Origin of the sequence: Nonomuraea sp. NPDC050202 (assembly GCF_040656115.1) — a bacterium.
GTDB lineage: Bacteria > Actinomycetota > Actinomycetes > Streptosporangiales > Streptosporangiaceae > Nonomuraea.
The window spans coordinates 36,593-55,964 of record NZ_JBFALF010000002.1; the positions used below are offsets into that span (position 1 = coordinate 36,593).

The window sequence follows — 19,372 nt, forward strand, 5'->3', positions numbered from 1 at the left end:
CGTTCTCCGCATGAACGACTTCGACTTTCTCGCCGGTCACTGGGACGTGATCAACCGCCGCCTCGTCAAGCCCCTGTCCGGCATCGACGAATGGGACGAGTTCCCCGGCCGGACCGTCGCCACCCGGCACTTCGGCGGCGCGGCCAGCTTCGACGAGATCGAGTTCCCCACCAAGGGGACCAGCGGCCTGACCGTGCGCGTGTACGACCCGGCGACCCGGCAGTGGTCCATCTACTGGGCCAGCAGCGCCACAGGAGCGCTGGACACCAGGCCCATGGTGGGCGCGTTCGAGGGGGACAGGGGCGTGTTCCACGGCGAGGAGAGCCACGAGGGCCGGCCGGTGCGCTGCCGCTTCGTCTGGACGGTCGCCGGCGCCGACGCCGCCCGCTGGGAGCAGGCCTTCTCCGACGACGGCCGCACCTGGGAGACGAACTGGACGATGGACTTCAGCCGAGCGTGACCGTCTGCGTGGCCGGCGCCCCGGTGGCGGAGGCGGAGCGCACCCACAGCACCGCCGCCACGGCCACGGCCGCGACGAGCAGCACGAGCCCGCCGACCACGATCACCCACCACCACCCCGACCTCGGCGGCTTGGCCTCGTAGTGCTGCACGTCCGGGAGCATGTCCGGCGTGTACGGCAACCGCCGCGTGCTGGGCGCGTCCGGGGGCCCCTGCTCGTCCGGCTGCCCGGGGCGGGGATAGCGGATCGTCTGGTTGGGATCGGAATCCTGCGGGCCGGGCTGCTCTCGCGTCATGGTCCCCTCGAACACGCTGCGGAGTGTCGGGTACGGCAACATTGTCACACTTACCGGGGTTGCCCCGTCCATGCCTCATGACATCTGTACTCGTGACGGGCGGCAGCGGGCGCCTCGGCCGTGCCGTCCTGGAGAGCCTGGCCGAGGCGGGATACGAGGTGCGGGCGACCAGCCGTACGGCCCGCCCCGCGGGCGGCGGCGTGCGGTGGGCGGTCGCGGACCTGACCACCGGCCGGGGCGTGGCGGCGGCCGTGTCGGGGGTGGACGTGATCGTGCACCTGGCTTCGGCGCCCTACCGGGGCCGCTACACGCGCCGGGTGGAGCTCGACGGCACGTCGGTGCTGCTCGCGGCGGCCCGGGAGGCCGGGGTGCGGCACCTGATCTACGTCTCGATCGTGGGCGTGGATCGCGTGCCGTGGGGATATTTCCGGACAAAGGTGGAGGCTGAGCGCCTCGTGCAGGGCGGGCCGGTGCCGTGGACGATCGTGCGGGCCACGCAGTTCCACGAGTTCGTGGCACAGGCGTTGCAGGGGATGGCCAGGCTCGGTTTCCTGATCGTCGACCCGGGCATCGCGGTGCAGCCCGTGGACGTGCGGGACCTGGCCGGGCACCTGGCGGCGCTGGCAGGCCGGGGGCCGGGCGGCGAGGTGCAGGAGTACGGCGGCCCGGAATCGCTGACCATGGCCGAGGCCGCGGCGAGCTGGCTGCGGGCCCGGCGCCTGCGCAGGCCGGTGCTGCGCCTGCGCCTTCCCGGCGGGCTCGGCCGGGCCTTCCGCGCCGGCCACCTGACCACACGGGCCCGGCCCGCCGGCGAGATCACCTGGGAGGCGTACCTGCGCCAGGCTCAGCCCTGACCGTGACCCTGGCCGAAGGGCGGCTGCGGCGGCGTCTGCCAGCCGGGCGGCTGCTGCTGCGGCCCAGGCTGCCACCCCGGCTGTCCCGGCTGTCCCGGCTGCCCAGGCTGCGGGCCGGGCTGCCACCCGGGCTGCCCCGGCTGTGAGCCGCCCTGCCAGTCGGGCTGCCCGGGCTGCCACTCCGGTTGCGGCTGCCACGCCCCCTGGGCAGGCGGCTGCGGCCGGTTCCTGGGCATGATGACCGCCCAGATCAGCAGCGCGGTCCCGACCGTCTGGAAGAGCATGACGGCCACGTTGATGATGAAGAAGACCGGTTGGTACCCGCCCAGCCCCAGCGACTCGACGAGATCCTGGGCCAGCAACGCGAACACGCCGCTGATCACGCCACCCAGCAGGAGCGCGATGCAGCCCACCATGCCGACCACCGAGGCGCGGCCGTGCTCCTTCCTGCGCATCGCCATGAGCGTGACACCACCCAGCAGCACGACGAGCGTCACGATCAAATTGAAGATGTTGAGGATGTAGGAAAGCATCAAACAAGCTCCATCGGGTCGTTGAGCGACCCGATGACGTTACGCGGACTCCCGGCTTTCTTCCACCGCACGGGTGATCGAATCGAGATCGTGGCCGCCCTCGTACCGCACGCCGTTGACGAACAGCGTCGGTGTGCCGCGCACGCCGCTGTCGCGGCCGGACGCCTCGTCCACGCCGACCCTGGCGACATGGCCGGCCACGTCGGACCAGGCGACGACGTCCAGCTCGGCGGCATAGTGCTCCAGGTCGGCATCCGTGAGGAAGCGCTGGTTGTCGTAGAGGATGTCGTGCATCTCCCAGAACCTGCCCCGGTCGGCGGCGGCCTCCGCGACGATCGCGGCCGAGGCGGCGCGCGGGTGCAGCGTGCGCAGCGGGAAGTGGCGGAAGACCAGCCGCACGTCGGGGTTCTTCCTGAGGATCTCCTCCAGGATCGGGTGCAGCCGGCCGCAGTACGGGCATTCGAAGTCGCCGTACTCGACGATCGTGACCCGGGCGTCGGCGGGGCCGCGTACGTGGTCGCCGGGGCCGACGGGGACGGCCAGCGTGGTGGGCAGGTCCTCGGCCGGCTCGGCCTCGGGCGGCGCGCACACCCCGCCCCGGTCCCACGCCATGCGGAAGATCAGCCAGCCCAGCGCGGCGGACAGCAGCGAGCCCGCCAGGATGCCGATCTTGGCCTGGTCGTGCAGCGCGGGGTCCTCGAACGCCAGGTCCACGATGAACAGCGCCACCGTGAACCCGATCCCCGACACGGCGGCCCCGCCCAGCAGCTGCCCCCACACCAGGTTCCCCGGCAGCACGCCCCAGCCCAGCCGCAGCGGCAGCCAGGTGCCCAGCGAGATCCCGGCGACCTTGCCCAGCAGCAGCCCCAGCGCCACGCCGATGGCGACCGGCGAGGTGGCGGCGGCGCGCAGCGTCTCCCCGTCGAGGCGGACGCCGGCGTTGGCCAGGGCGAAGACGGGCACGATCACGTAGCTGCTCCACGGGTGCAGCCGCAGTTGCAGGCGCTCGTTCACGGAGACGGCCCGCTGGACGCGCAGCGCGGCCTGCCTGGCGGCCCGCGCGCTCGGCTCGCTGGTGAACTCCTGCACGGCCTCCCCGGCGAGCAGCAGCTTGTGGTCGGTGGGGGCGTACACGAAGACGAGGATCCCCAGCGCGATGCCGATCAGCGTCGGGTGGATGCCGCTCTCCAGCGTGGCCACCCACAGCGCGAACCCCAGCACGATGTACGCGGGCGCCCGCCAGATCTTCAGCCACCGCAGCGTCATGATGGCCGCCAGCAGCAGCGCGGCGGTGATCAGCGCGGTCACGGACAGGTCTTCGGTGTAGAAGAGCGCGATGATGATGATCGCGAGAACGTCGTCCACGATGGCCAGCGTCAGCAGGAACGCGCGCAGCGGGTCGGGGCAGCGCGCGCCGGCCACGGCGAGCAGGCCCAGCACGAAGGCGGTGTCGGTGGCGATCGGCACGCCCCACCCGCCGGCGCCGGGGCCGCCGTAGTTGAGCAGCAGGTAGACGCCCGCCGGCACGAGCATGCCGCCGAACGCCGCCACGGCCGGCACGGCGATCAGCCGCCGGTCCCTGAGCTGCCCGAGCCGCACCTCGTAGGAGACTTCCAGGCCGATGAGGAAGAAGAAGACGGTCATGAGGCCGTCGTTGACCCAGTGGCGCAGGTCCAGCGAGAACTGGGCGTCGCCGAAGGAGATGCCCATCGAGGTGTGCCAGAACGCCTCGTAGGTGCCGCCCCACGGCGAGTTCGCCCAGAGCAGGGCCAGCGCGGTGGCCACGAGCAGCACGCTGGTGCTGCCGGCCTCGGTCCGCAGGAACGCGCGCAACATCGTAGATCTCCCCCCGGAGATCTGATCCTAGAGGCGCCGTCCGGGTGCTCCCGCGCCGCACCCGGCTAGAAGAACAGGTAGAAGGCCGCGTCCCTGGCCAGCAGGAAGCCGACGATCGCGATGCCCCAGCTCAGCATCGACGACGAGTGCTTGACCAGCCAGGCCCGCAGCCGCTCCAGCTTCGGCTCCAGCCACTCGCCCGCCGCCGCGCGCAGGGCCATGAGCACCAGCGCCGGAAGGATCATGATCAGCACGTACGCCCCCAGCAGCGGCGCCCACTGGGTCACCGCCAGCTCCGCGGTCGTCATCATGCCGATCGCGGCCAGGTACGGCACCATGGTGGCCACTTCCAGCACCCCGGCGGTCAGCCCCACCAGCACCATCGTGCGCGGCCCGCCCACCCGGGGCTCGAAGGTGCGCTTGGGCAGGCCCCGCTTGGCGCGCCACTTGGGGTCGAAGCGCCAGCTCAGCGCGAACAGCCCCACGCCGAGGACGAGCTGCGCGGCGTAGGCGGCCTTGCTGTCGAGCGCGTCGCCGAAGGTGTCCATCGCGGTGGCCAGCCCGAGCATGAGCACCGCGCCCACCAGGAAGTAGAACACCGCCATGGTGGCGAGGTAGACCAGCAGCCGGGCGGTCCGCGAACGATCCAGGCTGAGCATGAGGTAGACGGGGATGGCGAGGGTGCCGAAGCTCGTGCTGTCGAGCACCGCCAGGCCCGCGAGGGCGAGCAGCAGCGCGATGGTCATGAGGAGATCATGCTGAACGCGGGCGGGTGCCCGCCTCCTTCGCCGGATCGAACCTGGTGTACATCCTTCTGCTCACCTGGAGCCTGGCTGCCCACCCTCCTGCCCGCGAGACTCCGGGGGCGGCTCGTCGCCGGCGCCCTCGGCCTCACGGGCATCGGGGTGAGCTGAGGCTCGCTACAGGTTGCGCAGGTAGGCCAGGGACGGCGCGAAGAAGTACTCGCCGCCCTTCATGGTGACCGTCTGGGCCACCTGGGCCTGCGGTCCGGACATCTCGGGCTTGCCCCACGCCTTGGGGAAGGTGACCTTGATGTCGCGCTCGCCCTGCCCGATGACGGGGTCGTGACCGGTGGCCTCGACCTCGAAGTTCGGGTTGTTCGCCCAGCTCTGCTGGGTGAACTCGAACTGGTCGAGCAGGCTGCTGTTGAACGCCATGAACAGCAGCCCGACCTCCCCGCTCGGCCGGTTCTCCGGCGGCGAGTCGTCCCACGGCTCGTCGGCGCGCTCGCCGTAGGTCTGGCCGCGCCGCGCCATGAGCACCTCGCGCCCGAACGAGCGCGGGTTGGTCTTCCTGACGTGCCCGGAGAACGGGCACTTCGAGCCGTCGTCGCCGTCGAAGGTGAAGTCGTTGGCGACCGGCCCGCCGCCCGGCTTGGGCTTGAGCGTCAGGGGCGTGCCGTCCTTGAAGCGGCCGACGAGCATGGCGCCCGCCCGCTCGCGGTCCACCCCGCTCAGGCCCAGGTCGTCGGCCAGGTCCCGCTCGATCTCCTTGAACGCCCGCACGTTCTGCTCCAGCTTCCTGAACACCAGGTAGCTGCCGTGGTGACGGACGGGGTTCGGCGCGAACGGGTCGGGCACCAGGACGTTGCTCAGCGGGAACGCCGGGTCCCAGTGCTCCTTCGGCTCCCTGTCCACCTCGTCCTTCAGGAACAGCGGCTGGCTGCGGCCGTCCACGTAGCCGAAGTGCTCGATGCCGTCGCCGGCTGGGTTGCGCATGCCCTGCCCCCGCTCCTCGCCGAGCAGCCGGGCGCTCTCCGGCAGCTCGCCGAGGATCTCCTCGCGCAGCCGCTCCACCGGCTCCGCCTGCGCGTCGCCGATCAGGATGACGGCGTGGATCTCGCGCTGGTAGGCGCGCTCCCACTCCTCCACCGCAGGGTCGTTCACCTCGGCGACCCGCCGCTTCATGCCGTCGCGGAAGACCGGGTCGCCGAACTTGCGCACGTCCTCCACCGAGTGGCCGAGGTCGCGGTAGCCGGCCTTGCTGATGCCGATGCCGACGTACGGGGTTCCGCGGTGGCGGCCGGCGGCGAAGTCCCGTACCTCCTGCATGTGCTTGCGTGCCGACTTCATCTTCGTGGTGGCGACCCAGCGCAGGAAGGCCCTGCCCTCGGCCACGTCGTTGAACCGGACGAACAGTACGGACAGCTGCTCGCGCACGTGCGCCCGCAGGATGTTGGGCTGCAGGTTGTCGAGCATCGCCTTGGTGTCCGCGTCGAGCGTGGCCGAGTCCCAGGCCAGGGGTCGTGCGTTGTTCAGGTCGACAGGCATTGCCGTGTCCCTTCCCCGTTCGCGATGAAATCGGGCCCCCTGAACGCGCCACGGCGGGATCGCTCCCCGGCGATCCCCCGTCTTCCGACGCGCCCCACCAGTACGACTCGCGAGCAGACGGGAAAGTTTCCAGGAAAGGGACAGGCCGCGTTTCCCGATCAGCCGACGGTGAGCGAGGTCCGCGCAACGCTGCCGTTCTTGCAGCGCACGGTCACGGCGTGGGTGCCGGCCTCGGCCGCCTTCAGGCTCGGTGACCAGGCCACGGTGGGCGTGCCGGGCAGGTTCCTGGCCGGGCTGAAGGCGGCGGAGGTGACGTCGCGCACCTGGGAGCCGCTGCAGACGGCCGTCACCTTCACCCGCGTGCCCGCGGCGGCGGTGGCGGGGGAGACGCCGACGCCCGCGTTGATCGCGGCCAGGGCGTTGCCACCGGCCGGCGGGGTCGTGGCGGTGGAGGTGGGCTTCGGGGTGGAGGTCGTCGAGGTGGGCCTGGGCGTGGAGGCCGTCGGGGTGGGCTTCGGGGTCGCCGTCGGCGTGCCGGTCGGGGTCGGCGCGGGCGAGGGGTTGCTCTGCCCGAAGACCACGTCCGAGCAGGAGTAGAACGCCTCGGGGCTGTCGCTGCGCTGCCAGATCGCGTAGATCAGGTGGCGGCCCTGGCGGGACGGGAGCTTGGCGGTCATCGTGTAGTAGCCGTCGGCCACCGTCGGGTTCGTCACGGTGTGGAAGGGCGTGGACTCCAGGTCCGACCACTTCAGCGGCTTGGCCGGGTCGTAGCCGTCGTCGGTGATGTACAGCTCGAAGGCGCCCTTGTGCGGGGCGGTCGCCCGGTACTTGAAGGTGTGCGTGGCGCCGCTGGTCATGGTCGTCGCCGGCCAGTCGGCGCGGGCCTGGTCGAAGCCGCGGTACTTGTCGCGGCCCGCGCTGCACAGCTTCCCGTCGGGGATGATCTGGCGGTGCCGGCCGGCGGCGTCGGCGATGTTGACCTCGTTCCAGTCGTACAGGGGCTGGGTGCCGCCGGTCGCCACGGCCTGCTTGCACGCGGCCGACCTGGGGCTCTCCGGGCCCTCGCTGTAGCAGACCATCGTGCGGCTGGGCGGGTTGCTCATGGTGCCGTGGGCGGAGGCGGCGCCGGGGACGACGGCGAGCACGAGCAGGGTGGGGGCGGCCAGGGTGGTGGCGACGAGCGCCTTGCGGTTGATCTGCATGCAGAACACCTTGGAGCACCGATAATGCCGAAATATCGGGCTTAAGTGTCCTTTAAGGCTGGCTTAGACAGCTTTTCAAGCCGCAACCACACCTGCACCTGAGCCCCGCCCAGCGACGAACGATCCAGCCGCAGCGACCCGCCGGTCGACTCGGCCAGCCGTCGCGCGATGTCCAGCCCGAGCCCGGTGGACCCGCTCCCGCTGGCGCCCCGCTCCAGCGCCGCCTCCGGGTCCGGGATGCCGGGCCCCGCGTCGGCGACCAGGATGCCGACCACGCCGCGGCCCTCGTGCAGCGTGACGCTGAACGCCGTGCCTTCCGCCGTGTGCCGGAACACGTTCCCGAGCAGCGCGTCCACCACCGCCGTCAGCTCCCCGGCCGGCACGGGCGCCCGCACCGGCAGCGTGGCCCCGACGAGCTGCCACGGCCGCCCCTGGTCCTCGGCCAGCGCCGACCAGAACGCCAGCCGCTCGCGCAGCACCTCGGCCGCGTCGCACGACCTGCCGAACGACCGGTCCCCGCGTGCGGGGCGCCGGGCCGCCGAGATGATCGTGGTGACCTCGCCCTCCAGCCGGGCCAGCGCCTGCCTGCTGGGCTCCGCCTGCGGGCCGAGCTGGTCGAGGCTCAGCTTGAGCGCGGTCAGCGGCGTGCGCAGCCGGTGGGAGAGGTCGGCGGCCAGCTCCCGCTCGGCCGCGAGGAGGTGGGTGACGCGGTTGGCCATGGTGTTGAAGGCGTTGGCCGCCGCCTTGAGCTCGGGCGGCCCGTCGGGGTGGATGCGCTCGCTCAGGTCGCCGGAGCCGAGCGCGGTGGCCGCCGTGCCGAGGCGGCGCGAGGCCCGTACGACCCGCGCCCCGAGCCGGTCGCCGACCAGCACCGAGCCCAGCACGAGCACCACGGCCACGCCCGTCAGCACCGCCCAGGAGGACGGCACGCCCCGGTTCAGGTCGTCGGCGGGCACGAACACCTCGATCACCGCGCCCCGGTCGCCGTCCAGCGCCACGGGGCGCAGCAGCACGTACCCGCCGTCCAGCTCGACCGTGCTCGCCCTGGTCCGGGCGGCGGCCACGGCCACCTGCGCGGCCGGGGCGCGCGACGTGCCGACCGTCGCGCCGCCGTTGACGTGCACGGCCAGCAGGCCGCGCCGTCCCGCCTCGGTGCGCGCCATCGCGTGGCCGAGGTCGTCGCCGCTGGTCGTCAGCGCCAGCACCGGCACCAGCGCCGACGCCTGCCGCTCGGCGCCCGCGACGGCCCTGCTCTGCGCGGTCTCCCTGACGATCAGCGCCAGCGGCACCAGGAAGGCCAGCGCGACCATCGAGGTGACGGCGACCATCAGCACCGCGAGGGTCCGCCTCATCGGGGCCCGCTCATCGGGGTGCTGACAACATGAACCCGACGCCGCGTACGGTGTGCAGGTAGCGGGGCCGGGAGGCGCTCTCGCCGAGCTTGCGGCGCAGCCACGACAGGTGCACGTCGATCGTCTGGTCGTCGCCGTAGGCGAGCCGCCAGACCTCGGCCAGCAGCTCCTTGCGCGTGACCACCCGGTCGGCGCGGGCGGCGAGGTAGGCGAGCAGGTCGAACTCGCGCCTGGTCAGTGCCAGCGGCCCGCCGTCGAGCGCGGCCTCGCGCCGGTCCACGTCCACGACCAGGCCGCCGACCGTGATCGTCCGGGGCGCGGGCGCTGACCTGGCCCGGCGCAGCACGGCGTCCAGCCGGGCGCTGAGATGGTCGCCGGAGAACGGCTTGACCAGGTAGTCGTCGGCTCCGGCGCGCAGCAGCCTGACGATCTCGGCCTCGTCGTCGCGGGCGGTGGCCACGATGACCGGCACGTCGGAGATGCCGCGCACCATGCGCAGCGCCTCCGAGCCGTCCAGGTCGGGCAGGCCGAGGTCGAGGATGACGGCGTCGGGAGGCGACTGCGAGATCTCCCTGAGCGCGTCGAGGGCGCAGCCGGCGCTGCGGACGGCGTGCTCCCGCCTGCCCAGCTCGTGAATGATCGCCGATCTGACGAATTCGTCGTCTTCGACTACGAGAACCGTCGCCATGGGGCCCCACCGTACATAATGCGTCTCATGCGTCGAGCCCTGAGATATGCGGCGATCTGGTGCGGAGCCACCGTGGTCGCGGTGTCGGTCTCGTGGTTCGGCGTGCGTGATGTGCTGCGCGAGGAGTTCGTGGACGACGTGGACGTCGAGCCGTTCCTCGCGCAGACGATCGCGGCGGGCGAGCGGGCCGGAACGCGCGCGCCCGCTGCGCCGACGGCTCCCGCGCCGACGGCTCCCGCGCCGACGTCCCCCGCTCCGACGTCCGTCGAGCAGGCGCCCGCCACGCCGGCGCCGCGCAGCACACCGAAGGAGCAGCGCACCACGGCTCCGGCGACGAAGGGGCCGGGGATTGCGGCGCCCACTCCGTCGCTCAAGGTGGTGAAGGTGAAGGGCGGGGAGGTGGCGTTCACGATCGGCCGGGAAGGCTGCCGCCTGATCTCGGCCACCCCGGTCAGCGGCTACACCGCCAAGATCGCCCGCGCCGACGGCTGGATCCGGGTGGACCTGGTCAAGGGTGAGCACGGCACGGGCGTGTTCTGCATCGGTCACGAGCGGCGCACCGACACCTGGGAGTACTGATGAGGAGCCGACGCTGGAGCCGGTCGAGCGGCACCCGCGACACGCTGCTGCGCGCGGCCCGCGACGTCTTCCTGGCCAAGGGGTACGCCGACGCCACGGTCGCCGACATCGTGGAGGCGTCAGGGATCAGCGTCGGCAGCCTGTACCACCACTACGGCGGCAAGCCCGGCCTGTTCCTGGCACTGTGGGAGCAGTTCATGCGCGGGCAGGAGGAGCGCACCTCCCGGGCGGCGAAGTCCGTCAGGGAGGCGGGCGAGGCCGAGAAGTTCCTGGCGGGGGCCCGCGCGTACCTGGAGGGCTCGTGGGAGCAGCGCGAGGTGGCCAGGCTGTTCCTGGAGAGCGACGGGCCGGTCGAGTTCGCCACGCTGCGCAGGCAGCGCGGCTGGAACTGGATCGGCGGCAACAAGCGCCTGCTCGGCCTGGACGACTCGCGGGAGAGCCAGGTGCTGGTGGTGCTGCTGACGACCATGATGGGCGAGGCCGGCCGCGCGGTGGCCGCGTGCGAGTCGGAGCCCGACGCGACGGTGACGATCGACGAGGTCATCCGCCTGGTGAGGCGGCTGCTGCCTACGACTGAAGGTGTAGCGGCGCCGACTCCCTAGAGACGATTCCGTTCGCCCCGGGCCGTGGCAGCGTGGCGGCATGGACGCACTCCGGAGATCGCTGGGCGGGCTGTCGCTGCTCTACGCGCTGGTATTCGTGACGTTCGCGGTGCTGCACGCCGGAGTCGGGCTCGGGCCCGTGCGGGAGCCGGTGATCGTGCCGGCCGCGATCGTGGAGACGCTGTGCTGCGTGGTGCTGATCGGCGGCGGGTACGGCGCGCTGGCCCGGCGGGCGTGGGCCTGGGACGGCCTGATCTACACGCACGCGGCGGCGCTCGGCGGCGTGCTGCTCGGGATCCTGGCGCTGGCCTTCGGCCCGGAGGCGGGCAGCGCGCTGCTCACCTGGTACCACAGCCTCATGGCGGTCGCGCTCGCCGCCGGGCTGAGCGGCGCCTTCTACGTCTCCAGGGTGCGCAGGTAGCCGGCGGCCTCGGGCAGCCGCTCCTCGCTGAAGACCCGGATGCCGTTCCGCTCCAGCAGCGCCGTCGTGACACCCCGTCCCGGGGTCCTGCGCCCCTGGAACGTGCCGTCGTAGATCGCCAGGGCCCCGCACGAGGGGCTGCCCTCCTTCAGCACCGCCATCCGGATGCCGTGCGCGCGCGCCACGGCCAGCGCCCCGCGCGCGCCCGCCAGGAACTCGGCTGTCACGTCGGACCCGTCCGTCGCCAGCACGCGGGCCGCGCCGGCCAGCACGGCCTCTCCGCCCGCACCGCCCTCGATCTCCGCGGCGAGCCTCGGGACCGGCAGCCCGCCCTCCACCTCGGGGCAGAACGGCACCAGCCGCCCCTCCTCGCGCCATCCGGCGAGCCAGGCGTCGGAGCTGGTCTTCGCGCCGCCGTCGTAGCGCACCTTGCGGCCCATCAGGCAGGCGCTGACGAGGATCTTCTCCACGTACCCGATCCTATGAGCGCGATCGGCAGCAGCGAGACCCCGGCCAGCCCGGCGGCCACCCAGAACGTGTACGGGAACGGCTGCGCCACGCCCGCCCTGGTGAACACCTGCAGCAGCACGGCCAGCAGCGCGACCCCGAACGGGGCGGCGAGCCGTAGCGTGATCGTGCTCAGCGTGGTCGCCGCCGGGATGGCCGCGGGCTCCAGCGTCCGGTACGCGGCCGCCATCACCGACGTGGCCACCAGCCCGTGGCCGAGCCCGAGCGCGAATATCGGCACCGGCCCCCCGCCGGTCAGCACGAACCCCGCGATGCTCGCCACCACCAGCACCACTCCCGCGGCTCCGACGCCGCGCGGCCCCCTGCTGTCGGTGAGCTTGCCGGCCAGCGGCATGGTGATGGCCGCGCCGATCCCCATCGGCGCCAGCAGCAGCCCCGCCTCCAGCGCGGTGCCGCCCTCGGCGAGCTGGCTGTAGAGCGGCACGAGCACGGTGAAGCCGAGCATCGCGGCCGAGTAGCACGCGAGGGCGAGCACCGCCGCGGCGAACGTGCGATCGCCGAACAGCCGCAGGTCCAGCAGCGACGTGTCACGCAGCGACCGCCAGGCGAAGGCGGTCACCAGGGCCATGCCGATCCACAGCGCCGGGTGCAGCAGCGAGGCCCCGTTGCCCACCTCCGACAGCCCGTAGATCAGGGCAGCCAGGCCGGGGGACAGCAGGGCCAGGCCGAGCACGTCGAGGCGCTGCCGCTGCCCCGCGCCGCTCTCGCGGGGCAGCAGCAGGAACGCGGCCAGCAGCGCCACCGCGCAGACCGGCACGTTCACCAGGAACAGCCACCGCCAGCCGGGGCCCTGCACGAGCAGCCCGCCGAGCGGCGGCCCGAGCACGGGCACCAGCATGGCGGGCACCGAGATCAGGCCCATCGCCCGGCCCATCCGCTCCTTGCCCGCCGCCTGGGCCAGCATCATCTGCCCGACCGGCTGGAGCAGGCCCCCGCCCACCCCCTGAACGACGCGGAAGACGACCAGGCTCCCCAGCGACCAGGCGGCGGCGCAGAGGGCCGAGCCGGCGACGAAGAGCGCGAGCGAGCAGAGCCAGACGTTGCGCACGCCGAACCTGCCGACCGCCCAGCCCGTGACCGGGACGGTCATCGACAGGGCCAGCAGGTAGCCGGTGGCCGCCCACTGGACGCTGGCGAGCGTGGTGTGGAAGTCGCGGGCCAGGGTGCCGAGCGCGACGTTGACGATCGTGGTGTCGAGCATCGTCATGACGACGCCGAGCAGGACGACCAGGCCGGTGGCCCGGAAGGGCGTTCGTACGGCGTATCGCATGTCGTACACCGTATCAGTTTCGTACGCTGTCTAGAATCGGTGCCGTGACATCGATCTGGTCGAGACCGACCCCGCCCCGCCGCCCGGTGCTGACCCGGGAGGCGATCGTCGCCACGGCCATCGCCGTGGCCGACGCCGAGGGGCTCGACGCCGTCTCGATCAGGCGCGTGGCCACCGAGCTGGACGCCCGCGCGATGACGCTGTACTCCTACATCGAGCGCAAGGAGGACCTGCTCGCGCTGATGGCCGACGAGATCGCCGCGGAGGCGGTGGTCGAGGAGCCGCTGCCCGGCGACTGGCGCGAGGCGCTACTGCTGCTCGCCCGGCGCGAGCTGGAGCTGGTGCGGCGGCATCCGTGGCGGGTCGACCTGATCTCCCACCGGGTGGCCGTGGGGCCCAACGGGCTGCGGCACGTGGAGCAGAAGCTGTCGGCCTTCGACGGGCTCGGGGTCGACCGGCTGACGGCCTGGCGGTTCCTGGCGACCTTCAACGACTACATGACCGGGTTCGTGGTCAGGCAGGCCGTGGAGCGCCGCTCGCCCAGGGAGCAGGGGATCGACGACGCCGAGCGGGCCGCGCTGGCGGAGCCGTACGTCAGGGAGCTGATCGAGAGCGGCGAGTTCCCCCGGCTGGCGCCGATGATCGAGCAGGGCGTGCAGGGGGCCGACGACAACTTCGAGCGCGGGCTCAACTGGGTGCTCGACGGGATGGAGGGCTCCATCGGGGGCGGCGATACCGGGCGATAGCCTTACCCCCGATGAACACCACCGTCTCCACGATCGTCATCTCCGGCTCGCTGCTGCTGATGCTGATGAGCCTGATCGTCGCGATCCGCGACCGGCCGATGGGCATGGTGCTGCTGGTGGGGTTCGCCCTGCTGGAGGTGGCCGTGCTGGTGCAGGCGGGGTTCGTGGTCGCGGGGGTGGCCGGTGGGCAGGGGCCCGACGACAAGGTCACGCTGTTCGGCTACGTCGGCGGCGAGGTGCTGATCCCGCCCGCGGGCGTGTTCCTGGCGCTGGCCGAGCGCAGCAGGTGGGGGCCGGCGATCCTGGCCGTGGCCGGTTTCGCGGTCGCGGTGATGACGGGCCGGCTCCTGCAGATTTGGCAGGGCACGGCGTGACGACCGCCATCGGCTCCGGGCCCGGCCGGGCGCTGATCGCGGTCTACGGGCTGTTCTCGCTGGCCGCGGGGGCGCGGGCGGCCGTGCAGATCGCCACCAGGTTCGGCGAGGCGCCGCTGGCGTACTCGCTGTCGGCGTTCGCGGCGCTGGTCTACATCCTGCTCACGGTCGCGCTCTGGCGCGGCGCGCGCCGCCTGGCGCTGGTGGCGCTCGGCATCGAGCTGGCCGGCGTGCTGATCATCGGCACGCTCAGCCTGCTGGACCAGGCCGCCTTCCCCGACGAGACCGTGTGGTCGGCGTACGGCAGGGGTTACCTGTTCATCCCCCTCGTGCTGCCCCTCGTGGGCCTGTTCTGGCTGCGTCGAAGGCGTTAACGCCCGGCGTGCCGGGGCAGTGGCAGACCCCATGAGCACGATCGAACATTCCGAAGATGTCAGGGTCCCCGTCCGGGTGGCCTACAACCAATGGACGCAGTTCGAGAGCTTCCCCGAGTTCATGGAGGGCGTGGAGTCGGTCAAGCAGCTCAGTGACACGCGTACGGCCTGGGTGGCGGAGATCGCCGGTATCAGGCGCGAGTTCGAGGCGGAGATCACCGAGCAGCACCCCGACGAGCGCATCGCCTGGCGCAGTGTCGACAAGCCGCACCAGGCCGGTGTGGTGACCTTCCACCGGCTCGACGACGACACCACCAGGGTCACGCTCCAGATGGAGTACGACCCCGAGGGCCTCCTGGAGACCGCGGGCGACAAGCTGCAGCTCGTGCGCATGCGCGTGATCGGCGACGTGAAGCGCTTCAAGACCTTCATCGAGTCGCGCGGCGACGAGACCGGCGGCTGGCGCGGCGACGTGCCGGGGCCGCACCAGCGCGGGCACGAGCAGGGCTCCACGTACGGCGGCAGCGCTCGCAACGTGCCCCCCGGCACGGTGGGCGGCGACTACCCGCCTGCCGGTGGTGGCGGCGCTTCGCCGGGCGGCACGCTGCCGCCTCCGGGGCCGGTGCCTCCGGGCTCCACGGGTACTCCAGGGGCTCCGGGCGGCCCGGGGACTCCTCAGGGGCCGGGGCAACCGCCTCCCCCTGTGCTGTGAGCTGCCACAGAACCCCCGGAGTCCGGCTCCGGGGGTTTTGTCATGCCTGAGGGATGTTCGCCAGGAATAAATGCATATTTCGGTCCTGTTAAGGTGTCATTCGTCCCATGATTTGATGAGTGGAGGACCGTTCCCGACATGAGCGTGCTCGCCCAAGAGTCCCGAGGCAGAACCACCCCGCTGGCCTGGCTCCTCGTGCTGGGAATCGTCCTCGCCGCACTGAACCTGCGCACCGGCGTCACCAGCGTCGGCCCCCTGCTCGACCAGCTCTCCGCCGGCCTCGGCATGTCGAGCGTCGGCACCGGGCTGCTGACCACCCTGCCCGTGCTGGCCTTCGCCAGCGTGGGCGCCATCACCCCGACGCTGGCCAGGCGCGTCGGCGAGCACCGGCTCCTGCTGCTCGCCCTCGTCACGCTGGGCACCGGGCTGCTGGTCAGGTCGCTGGTCGGCTCCGCCCCGGTGTTCCTGCTGAGCAGCGCCGTCGCGCTGTCCGGCGGCGCCGTCGGCAACGTGCTGATCCCGACGCTGATCAAGCGTCACTTCCCGGCCCGGACCGGGATCATGACCACCGTCTACACCACGGCCCTGGCCGCCGGCACCATGCTGGCCGCCGCCGCGACCGTGCCGATCGAGCGCGCTTCGGGGGACTGGCACATCGCGCTCGGCGTGTGGGCGGCCCTGGCCGCTGTCGCCGCCATTCCGTGGCTTGCGCTGCTGCGCAGTGAGCCGGAGCGGGACACCGGCGGCCGGGACGCGGGCATCCGCAGCCTGGTCAAGAGCAGGCTGGCCTGGATGATCGCGGTCTACTTCGGCACCCAGTCGATGATCGCCTACATCATGTTCGGCTGGCTCGCCACCATCCTCACCGACGGCGGCTACACCACCTCCGAGGCCGGGGTGATCCTCGGCGTGTTCACCGCGCTGAACATCCCCGTCTCGATCGCCGTGCCGATGATCGCCTCCCGCTTCCGCGACCAGCGTCCCACCGTCGTCGGGCTCGTCGTGTTCTACGTGATCGGCTTCCTCGGGCTGTGGTTCGCGCCCGCCTCCACGGCCATGGTCTGGGTCGTGTTCATCGCCGTGGGGATGGGGTCGTTCCCGCTGGCGCTGATGATGCTGGCGCTGCGCACCCGTACGCCGGAGACCACGGCCGCGCTGTCGGCCTTCGGGCAGAGCGCCGGCTACCTCATCTCGGGCGCCGGCCCGCTGCTGGTGGGCGTGCTGCGCGAGGCCACCGGAGGGTGGGCGGTGCCGTACACGCTGATCTTCGTGGTCCTCGCCGCCCAGCTCCTGACCGGCCTGTACGCCGGCCGCAACCGCTACCTGGAGGACGAGAGAATGGCCGGGTGAACTCCACCCTCGTCACCTTCCCCAGCGGCCTGACCAGCGGCCGCTCCACGATCGTCGAGGCCGTGCCGGTGGGGGAGCGGCACGGCCTCGTCGTCTCCGAGACGCCGTTCCACCCCCTCGACCACACCTGGCCCGACCAGCCCGCCGACCGCGGCACCATCGGCGGCCTGCCGGTCGTCGACTGCCTGACAGGAGCCCGGTCGGACACCGGCGAGATCTTCCTCGGCGCGGACATCCCGGCCCGGCGCGGCGCCGAGGGCTGGGACTGGCTGGTCGTCCACGTGACCGAGACGGCGCTGCCCGCGGGGGCGGAGGTCGACCTGGAAGTGGACGCGGGCTTCCGCGCCGCGCTCTGCGCCGGTCACACCGCCTGCCACCTGGCCGCGCTCGCGCTCAACGCCGCCCTGGCCGACCGGTGGCGCAAGCAGACGCGGCCCGACTCGCTCGGCCGCCCCGACTTCGACCAGGCGGCCATCACCTCCTCCCGCATCACCCCGCACGGCAGCGTGGACGTCTACCGCCTGGGCAAGTCGCTGCGCAAGAAGGGCTTTTCCGCCGAGGACCTGGACCCTGAGAAGCTCGCCCGGCAGGTGAACGACCGGCTCGCGGCGTGGGTGGCCGCCGACGCGCCGGTCCACCTGGAAGTGCCGGACCGGGGGCTGACGGCCCGCCGCACGTGGCACTGCTCGCTGCCGGAGGGCGAGGCGTCCATCCCGTGCGGCGGCACCCACGTCAGCCGCACGGGAGAGCTGGCCGGGATCGTCGCCGAACTGTCGCTCGACGACGTCACGCTGACCATGCGCACCGGCCGCGCCGGCTGAGCTCAGGACGGCTTGAGGTGGCCGATCTTCTCCGGGTTGGCCACCACGTAGATCGTCTCGATCTTGCCGTCCCTGATGAGCAGCGAGATGACGTTGATCACCTGGCCGCCCGCCGAGATGACGATGGCCGGCGCGTTGTTCAGCGTCTCCAGCGCGAACGACAGGTCGGCGAGGTCCGCCCTGCCGATCGAGGCCATGAACTTGGCGATGTTCGCCGGGGTGTTGATCGACTGCAGGTAGCGGCCCACGTTCTCGGCGCCGGTGATGACCCGCAGCGCCGCCCTGGCCTTGCCGCCGCCGTCGCTGACCATCGACACCTGGTCGGAGAACAGCTCGATCAGCGCGTCCAGGTCGCCGCCCGCGGAGGCGCCCATGAACCGCTCGGTGATCCGCCGGCGCTCGTCCCTGTCCACGTCGAAGCGCGGCCGCTTGTCCCGCACGTGATCCCTGGCCCGCCGGGCGAGCTGCCTGGTGGCCGGCTCCGCCCGCCCGATGATCTGCGCGATCTCCGCGAACGGCAGGTCGAACGCCTCCCGCAGGACGAACACCGCCCGCTCCAGCGGCGACAGCGTCTCCAGCACCACCAGCATCGCCATCTCCACGGAGTCGGCCAGCTCGGCGTGCTCGGCCACGTCGGGCGCGGTGCTGATCGGCTCGGGCAGCCACGGCCCCACGTACGACTCGCGCCGCGACTTCGCCCACCGCAGCCGGTCGATGGCCAGCCGCGAGGTCACCGTGATCAGGAACGCCTTGGGATCCTCGACGGCCGACTCGTCCACTCCGGACCAGCGCAGCCACGCCTCCTGCACGACGTCCTCGGCATCGGACACGCTGCCCAGGATCCGGTAGGCGACGGCGACCAGCACGCCTCGGTGATCCTCAAATGTCGACATGAAACCTAAGACGTACCACGACAGCCCCGGCGTGACACAAGGGGTTCAGAACTCCGTTACACTTGTTGATCGCAAGGGGCTATAGCGCAGTTGGTAGCGCGCCTCCATGGCATGGAGGAGGTCTGGGGTTCGAATCCCCATAGCTCCACCCCTCGCGGCGGCACGTCGTACAGTGCCGCCTTCGCGGCTTCCCAGCAGGGCGAGACGTCCTAGAGTCGTACGAATGGTGATCATCGCAGCAGAGACCTCGTTCGACGAGGCCGAGATCTTCAAACTGTACGACTCCGTCGGCTGGAGCGTGTGGACCCGCGACATCGCCAAGGTGTGCAGGGCGCTGGCCGGCTCCCACCTCGTCGTCACCGCCAGGGACGGCGACGGGCGGCTGCTCGGGCTGGCCAGGACGGTGTCCGACGACGAGGTGATCTGCTACGTGCAGGAGCTGCTGGTCGACAAGGAGTTCCACGGGCAGGGCGTCGGGCGGCGGCTGCTGGAGCACCTGAAGGAGCGGTACGCGCACTGCCGCTACTTCGTGCTGACCACCGATCACGAGTCCACCCCCGACGGGCCCGCCAACCACGCCTTCTACCGGCGGCTCGGCCTGGTCGAGCATCACGAGCAGGGGTTGTCGGCGTTCGGGCTGCCGGTGAAGAGCCTCTAGGCCGTGAACAGGCGGGCGAGACTCTCGGGGAGCTCGTCGCGGTTCCGCGGCGTCACGGTGATCAGTTCGGCGTCGATCTGCGCCTTCAGCGAGGCGTGCGTGCGCTGGTGCACGGTGGCCACGATCGGCACGCCGGCCTCGAACAGCGCCACGCAGCGCGGCAGGAACGCGGGCGACAGCAGCTCCATGGGGCCGATCTCGTCGATGAGCGCCACGGCGCCCCGCGCGGTGAGCGCCTGCTGCATGGCAGGCAGCGCGATGCGCTCGAACGCGGGCACGTTGACGCCGTACCTGCCGACCCGCGGGCCGGTGACCCACGACAGGTGGGCCATCACGGCCTTGTGCCCCGCGAAGTCCTCCACGGTGAAGCCGGCCCGCTGCCCGCGCTCGCGTACCTCGTCGCTGAGGAAGCCGCAGATCGGCACGTGCGCCGCCCGCAGCAGGCCGGCGAGGCGGCGCACGACGGTGGTCTTGCCCGTGCGGGGCGGGGCGGTGAGCAGGATGCGCGGCCTGGACACGGCACCAGGATGGCA

24 protein-coding genes and 1 tRNA gene are annotated in these 19,372 nt (G+C 72.1%); 13 read left to right on the plus strand and 12 right to left on the minus strand.

The window, feature by feature from the left end:
• Positions 1-10: 10 nt before the first annotated feature.
• Complete coding sequence (locus AB0I79_RS05215) at positions 11-460, plus strand: hypothetical protein (RefSeq protein WP_357867176.1); 450 nt, start codon at positions 11-13, stop codon at positions 458-460.
• Here AB0I79_RS05215 and AB0I79_RS05220 read toward each other — a convergent pair.
• Entirely contained in the window at positions 447-770 is a 324-nt protein-coding gene (locus tag AB0I79_RS05220; protein ID WP_357867178.1) for a hypothetical protein, read from the minus strand. The genes AB0I79_RS05215 and AB0I79_RS05220 overlap by 14 nt on opposite strands.
• Before the next feature lie 62 nt (positions 771-832).
• Here AB0I79_RS05220 and AB0I79_RS05225 point away from each other — a divergent pair, with 62 nt between their 5' ends.
• Positions 833-1,609, plus strand: a complete 777-nt coding sequence (locus AB0I79_RS05225) for an NAD(P)H-binding protein (protein ID WP_357867181.1) — start codon at positions 833-835, stop codon at positions 1,607-1,609.
• On the opposite strand, the gene AB0I79_RS05230 is transcribed toward AB0I79_RS05225, so the two are convergent.
• From AB0I79_RS05230 to AB0I79_RS05260, 7 genes are all read right to left on the minus strand, one after another.
• The gene (locus AB0I79_RS05230) at positions 1,600-2,142 is read right to left on the minus strand and encodes a hypothetical protein (RefSeq protein ID WP_357867184.1); all 543 of its coding nucleotides are present in this window, start codon (positions 2,140-2,142) and stop codon (positions 1,600-1,602) included. The two genes, AB0I79_RS05225 and AB0I79_RS05230, sit on opposite strands and share 10 nt — an antisense overlap.
• A 39-nt stretch (positions 2,143-2,181) precedes the next feature.
• Complete coding sequence (gene nhaA / locus AB0I79_RS05235; protein ID WP_357867187.1) at positions 2,182-3,978, minus strand: Na+/H+ antiporter NhaA; 1,797 nt, start codon at positions 3,976-3,978, stop codon at positions 2,182-2,184.
• Positions 3,979-4,043: 65 nt separating this feature from the next.
• Entirely contained in the window at positions 4,044-4,724 is a 681-nt protein-coding gene (locus tag AB0I79_RS05240; RefSeq protein WP_357867190.1) for a GAP family protein, read from the minus strand.
• Positions 4,725-4,898: 174 nt separating this feature from the next.
• Positions 4,899-6,269, minus strand: coding sequence for a Dyp-type peroxidase (locus tag AB0I79_RS05245; protein ID WP_357867193.1), 1,371 nt, complete (start codon positions 6,267-6,269; stop codon positions 4,899-4,901).
• A 158-nt stretch (positions 6,270-6,427) separates the two neighbouring features.
• Complete coding sequence (locus AB0I79_RS05250) at positions 6,428-7,471, minus strand: lytic polysaccharide monooxygenase (RefSeq protein ID WP_357867196.1); 1,044 nt, start codon at positions 7,469-7,471, stop codon at positions 6,428-6,430.
• Between the two features lie 41 nt (positions 7,472-7,512).
• The gene (locus tag AB0I79_RS05255; protein ID WP_357867199.1) at positions 7,513-8,823 is read right to left on the minus strand and encodes a HAMP domain-containing sensor histidine kinase; all 1,311 of its coding nucleotides are present in this window, start codon (positions 8,821-8,823) and stop codon (positions 7,513-7,515) included.
• A gap of 10 nt (positions 8,824-8,833) precedes the next feature.
• A complete protein-coding gene (locus AB0I79_RS05260; RefSeq protein WP_357867202.1) occupies positions 8,834-9,511 on the minus strand; it encodes a response regulator transcription factor in 678 nt (225 codons plus the stop codon).
• A 27-nt stretch (positions 9,512-9,538) separates the two neighbouring features.
• Here AB0I79_RS05260 and AB0I79_RS05265 point away from each other — a divergent pair, with 27 nt between their 5' ends.
• The 3 genes from AB0I79_RS05265 to AB0I79_RS05275 are packed head-to-tail and all read left to right on the plus strand — an operon-like array spanning position 9,539 to position 11,113.
• Positions 9,539-10,090: a hypothetical protein gene (locus AB0I79_RS05265; RefSeq protein ID WP_357867205.1), complete on the plus strand. Its 552-nt coding sequence runs from the start codon at positions 9,539-9,541 to the stop codon at positions 10,088-10,090.
• Positions 10,090-10,692, plus strand: a complete 603-nt coding sequence (locus AB0I79_RS05270; protein ID WP_357867208.1) for a helix-turn-helix domain-containing protein — start codon at positions 10,090-10,092, stop codon at positions 10,690-10,692. Before AB0I79_RS05265 ends, AB0I79_RS05270 begins: the two co-directional genes overlap by 1 nt.
• Before the next feature lie 40 nt (positions 10,693-10,732).
• Entirely contained in the window at positions 10,733-11,113 is a 381-nt protein-coding gene (locus AB0I79_RS05275) for a hypothetical protein (RefSeq protein ID WP_357867211.1), read from the plus strand.
• On the opposite strand, the gene AB0I79_RS05280 is transcribed toward AB0I79_RS05275, so the two are convergent.
• Together AB0I79_RS05280 and AB0I79_RS05285 are read right to left on the minus strand one after the other, a co-directional pair.
• Complete coding sequence (locus AB0I79_RS05280) at positions 11,089-11,583, minus strand: DUF523 domain-containing protein (RefSeq protein WP_357867214.1); 495 nt, start codon at positions 11,581-11,583, stop codon at positions 11,089-11,091. The genes AB0I79_RS05275 and AB0I79_RS05280 overlap by 25 nt on opposite strands.
• Positions 11,553-12,911 carry a DHA2 family efflux MFS transporter permease subunit gene (locus AB0I79_RS05285; protein WP_357869601.1) on the minus strand — a complete coding sequence of 453 codons (1,359 nt, stop codon included), beginning with the start codon at positions 12,909-12,911 and terminating at the stop codon, positions 11,553-11,555. The genes AB0I79_RS05280 and AB0I79_RS05285 overlap by 31 nt, the downstream gene beginning before the upstream one ends.
• A gap of 44 nt (positions 12,912-12,955) precedes the next feature.
• Here AB0I79_RS05285 and AB0I79_RS05290 point away from each other — a divergent pair, with 44 nt between their 5' ends.
• The 6 genes from AB0I79_RS05290 (at position 12,956) to AB0I79_RS05315 (ending at position 17,288) form a co-directional block, all read left to right on the plus strand.
• The gene (locus tag AB0I79_RS05290; RefSeq protein WP_357867216.1) at positions 12,956-13,657 is read left to right on the plus strand and encodes a TetR/AcrR family transcriptional regulator C-terminal domain-containing protein; all 702 of its coding nucleotides are present in this window, start codon (positions 12,956-12,958) and stop codon (positions 13,655-13,657) included.
• An 11-nt stretch (positions 13,658-13,668) separates the two neighbouring features.
• Positions 13,669-14,031, plus strand: coding sequence for a hypothetical protein (locus tag AB0I79_RS05295; protein ID WP_357867219.1), 363 nt, complete (start codon positions 13,669-13,671; stop codon positions 14,029-14,031).
• Positions 14,028-14,405, plus strand: coding sequence for a hypothetical protein (locus AB0I79_RS05300; RefSeq protein WP_357867222.1), 378 nt, complete (start codon positions 14,028-14,030; stop codon positions 14,403-14,405). Before AB0I79_RS05295 ends, AB0I79_RS05300 begins: the two co-directional genes overlap by 4 nt.
• Positions 14,406-14,436: 31 nt before the next feature.
• Complete coding sequence (locus AB0I79_RS05305) at positions 14,437-15,117, plus strand: SRPBCC family protein (RefSeq protein ID WP_357867225.1); 681 nt, start codon at positions 14,437-14,439, stop codon at positions 15,115-15,117.
• 138 nt (positions 15,118-15,255) lie between these two features.
• On the plus strand, positions 15,256-16,467 hold the full coding sequence (locus tag AB0I79_RS05310) for an MFS transporter (protein ID WP_357867228.1): 1,212 nt from the start codon (positions 15,256-15,258) through the stop codon (positions 16,465-16,467).
• A complete protein-coding gene (locus AB0I79_RS05315) occupies positions 16,464-17,288 on the plus strand; it encodes a metal-dependent hydrolase (RefSeq protein WP_357867231.1) in 825 nt (274 codons plus the stop codon). The genes AB0I79_RS05310 and AB0I79_RS05315 overlap by 4 nt, the downstream gene beginning before the upstream one ends.
• Positions 17,289-17,290: 2 nt before the next feature.
• Here AB0I79_RS05315 and sigJ read toward each other — a convergent pair whose 3' ends face one another.
• Positions 17,291-18,181: an RNA polymerase sigma factor SigJ gene (gene sigJ, locus AB0I79_RS05320; protein ID WP_357867234.1), complete on the minus strand. Its 891-nt coding sequence runs from the start codon at positions 18,179-18,181 to the stop codon at positions 17,291-17,293.
• Positions 18,182-18,256: 75 nt separating this feature from the next.
• On the opposite strand from sigJ, the gene AB0I79_RS05325 reads away from it, so the two are divergent.
• Both AB0I79_RS05325 and AB0I79_RS05330 read left to right on the plus strand, forming a co-directional pair.
• Positions 18,257-18,329, plus strand: a tRNA-Ala gene (locus AB0I79_RS05325).
• Between the two features lie 75 nt (positions 18,330-18,404).
• On the plus strand, positions 18,405-18,839 hold the full coding sequence (locus AB0I79_RS05330; protein ID WP_357867237.1) for a GNAT family N-acetyltransferase: 435 nt from the start codon (positions 18,405-18,407) through the stop codon (positions 18,837-18,839).
• On the opposite strand, the gene AB0I79_RS05335 is transcribed toward AB0I79_RS05330, so the two are convergent.
• On the minus strand, positions 18,836-19,357 hold the full coding sequence (locus AB0I79_RS05335) for a nucleoside-triphosphatase (protein WP_357867240.1): 522 nt from the start codon (positions 19,355-19,357) through the stop codon (positions 18,836-18,838). The genes AB0I79_RS05330 and AB0I79_RS05335 overlap by 4 nt on opposite strands.
• Positions 19,358-19,372: the final 15 nt, after the last annotated feature.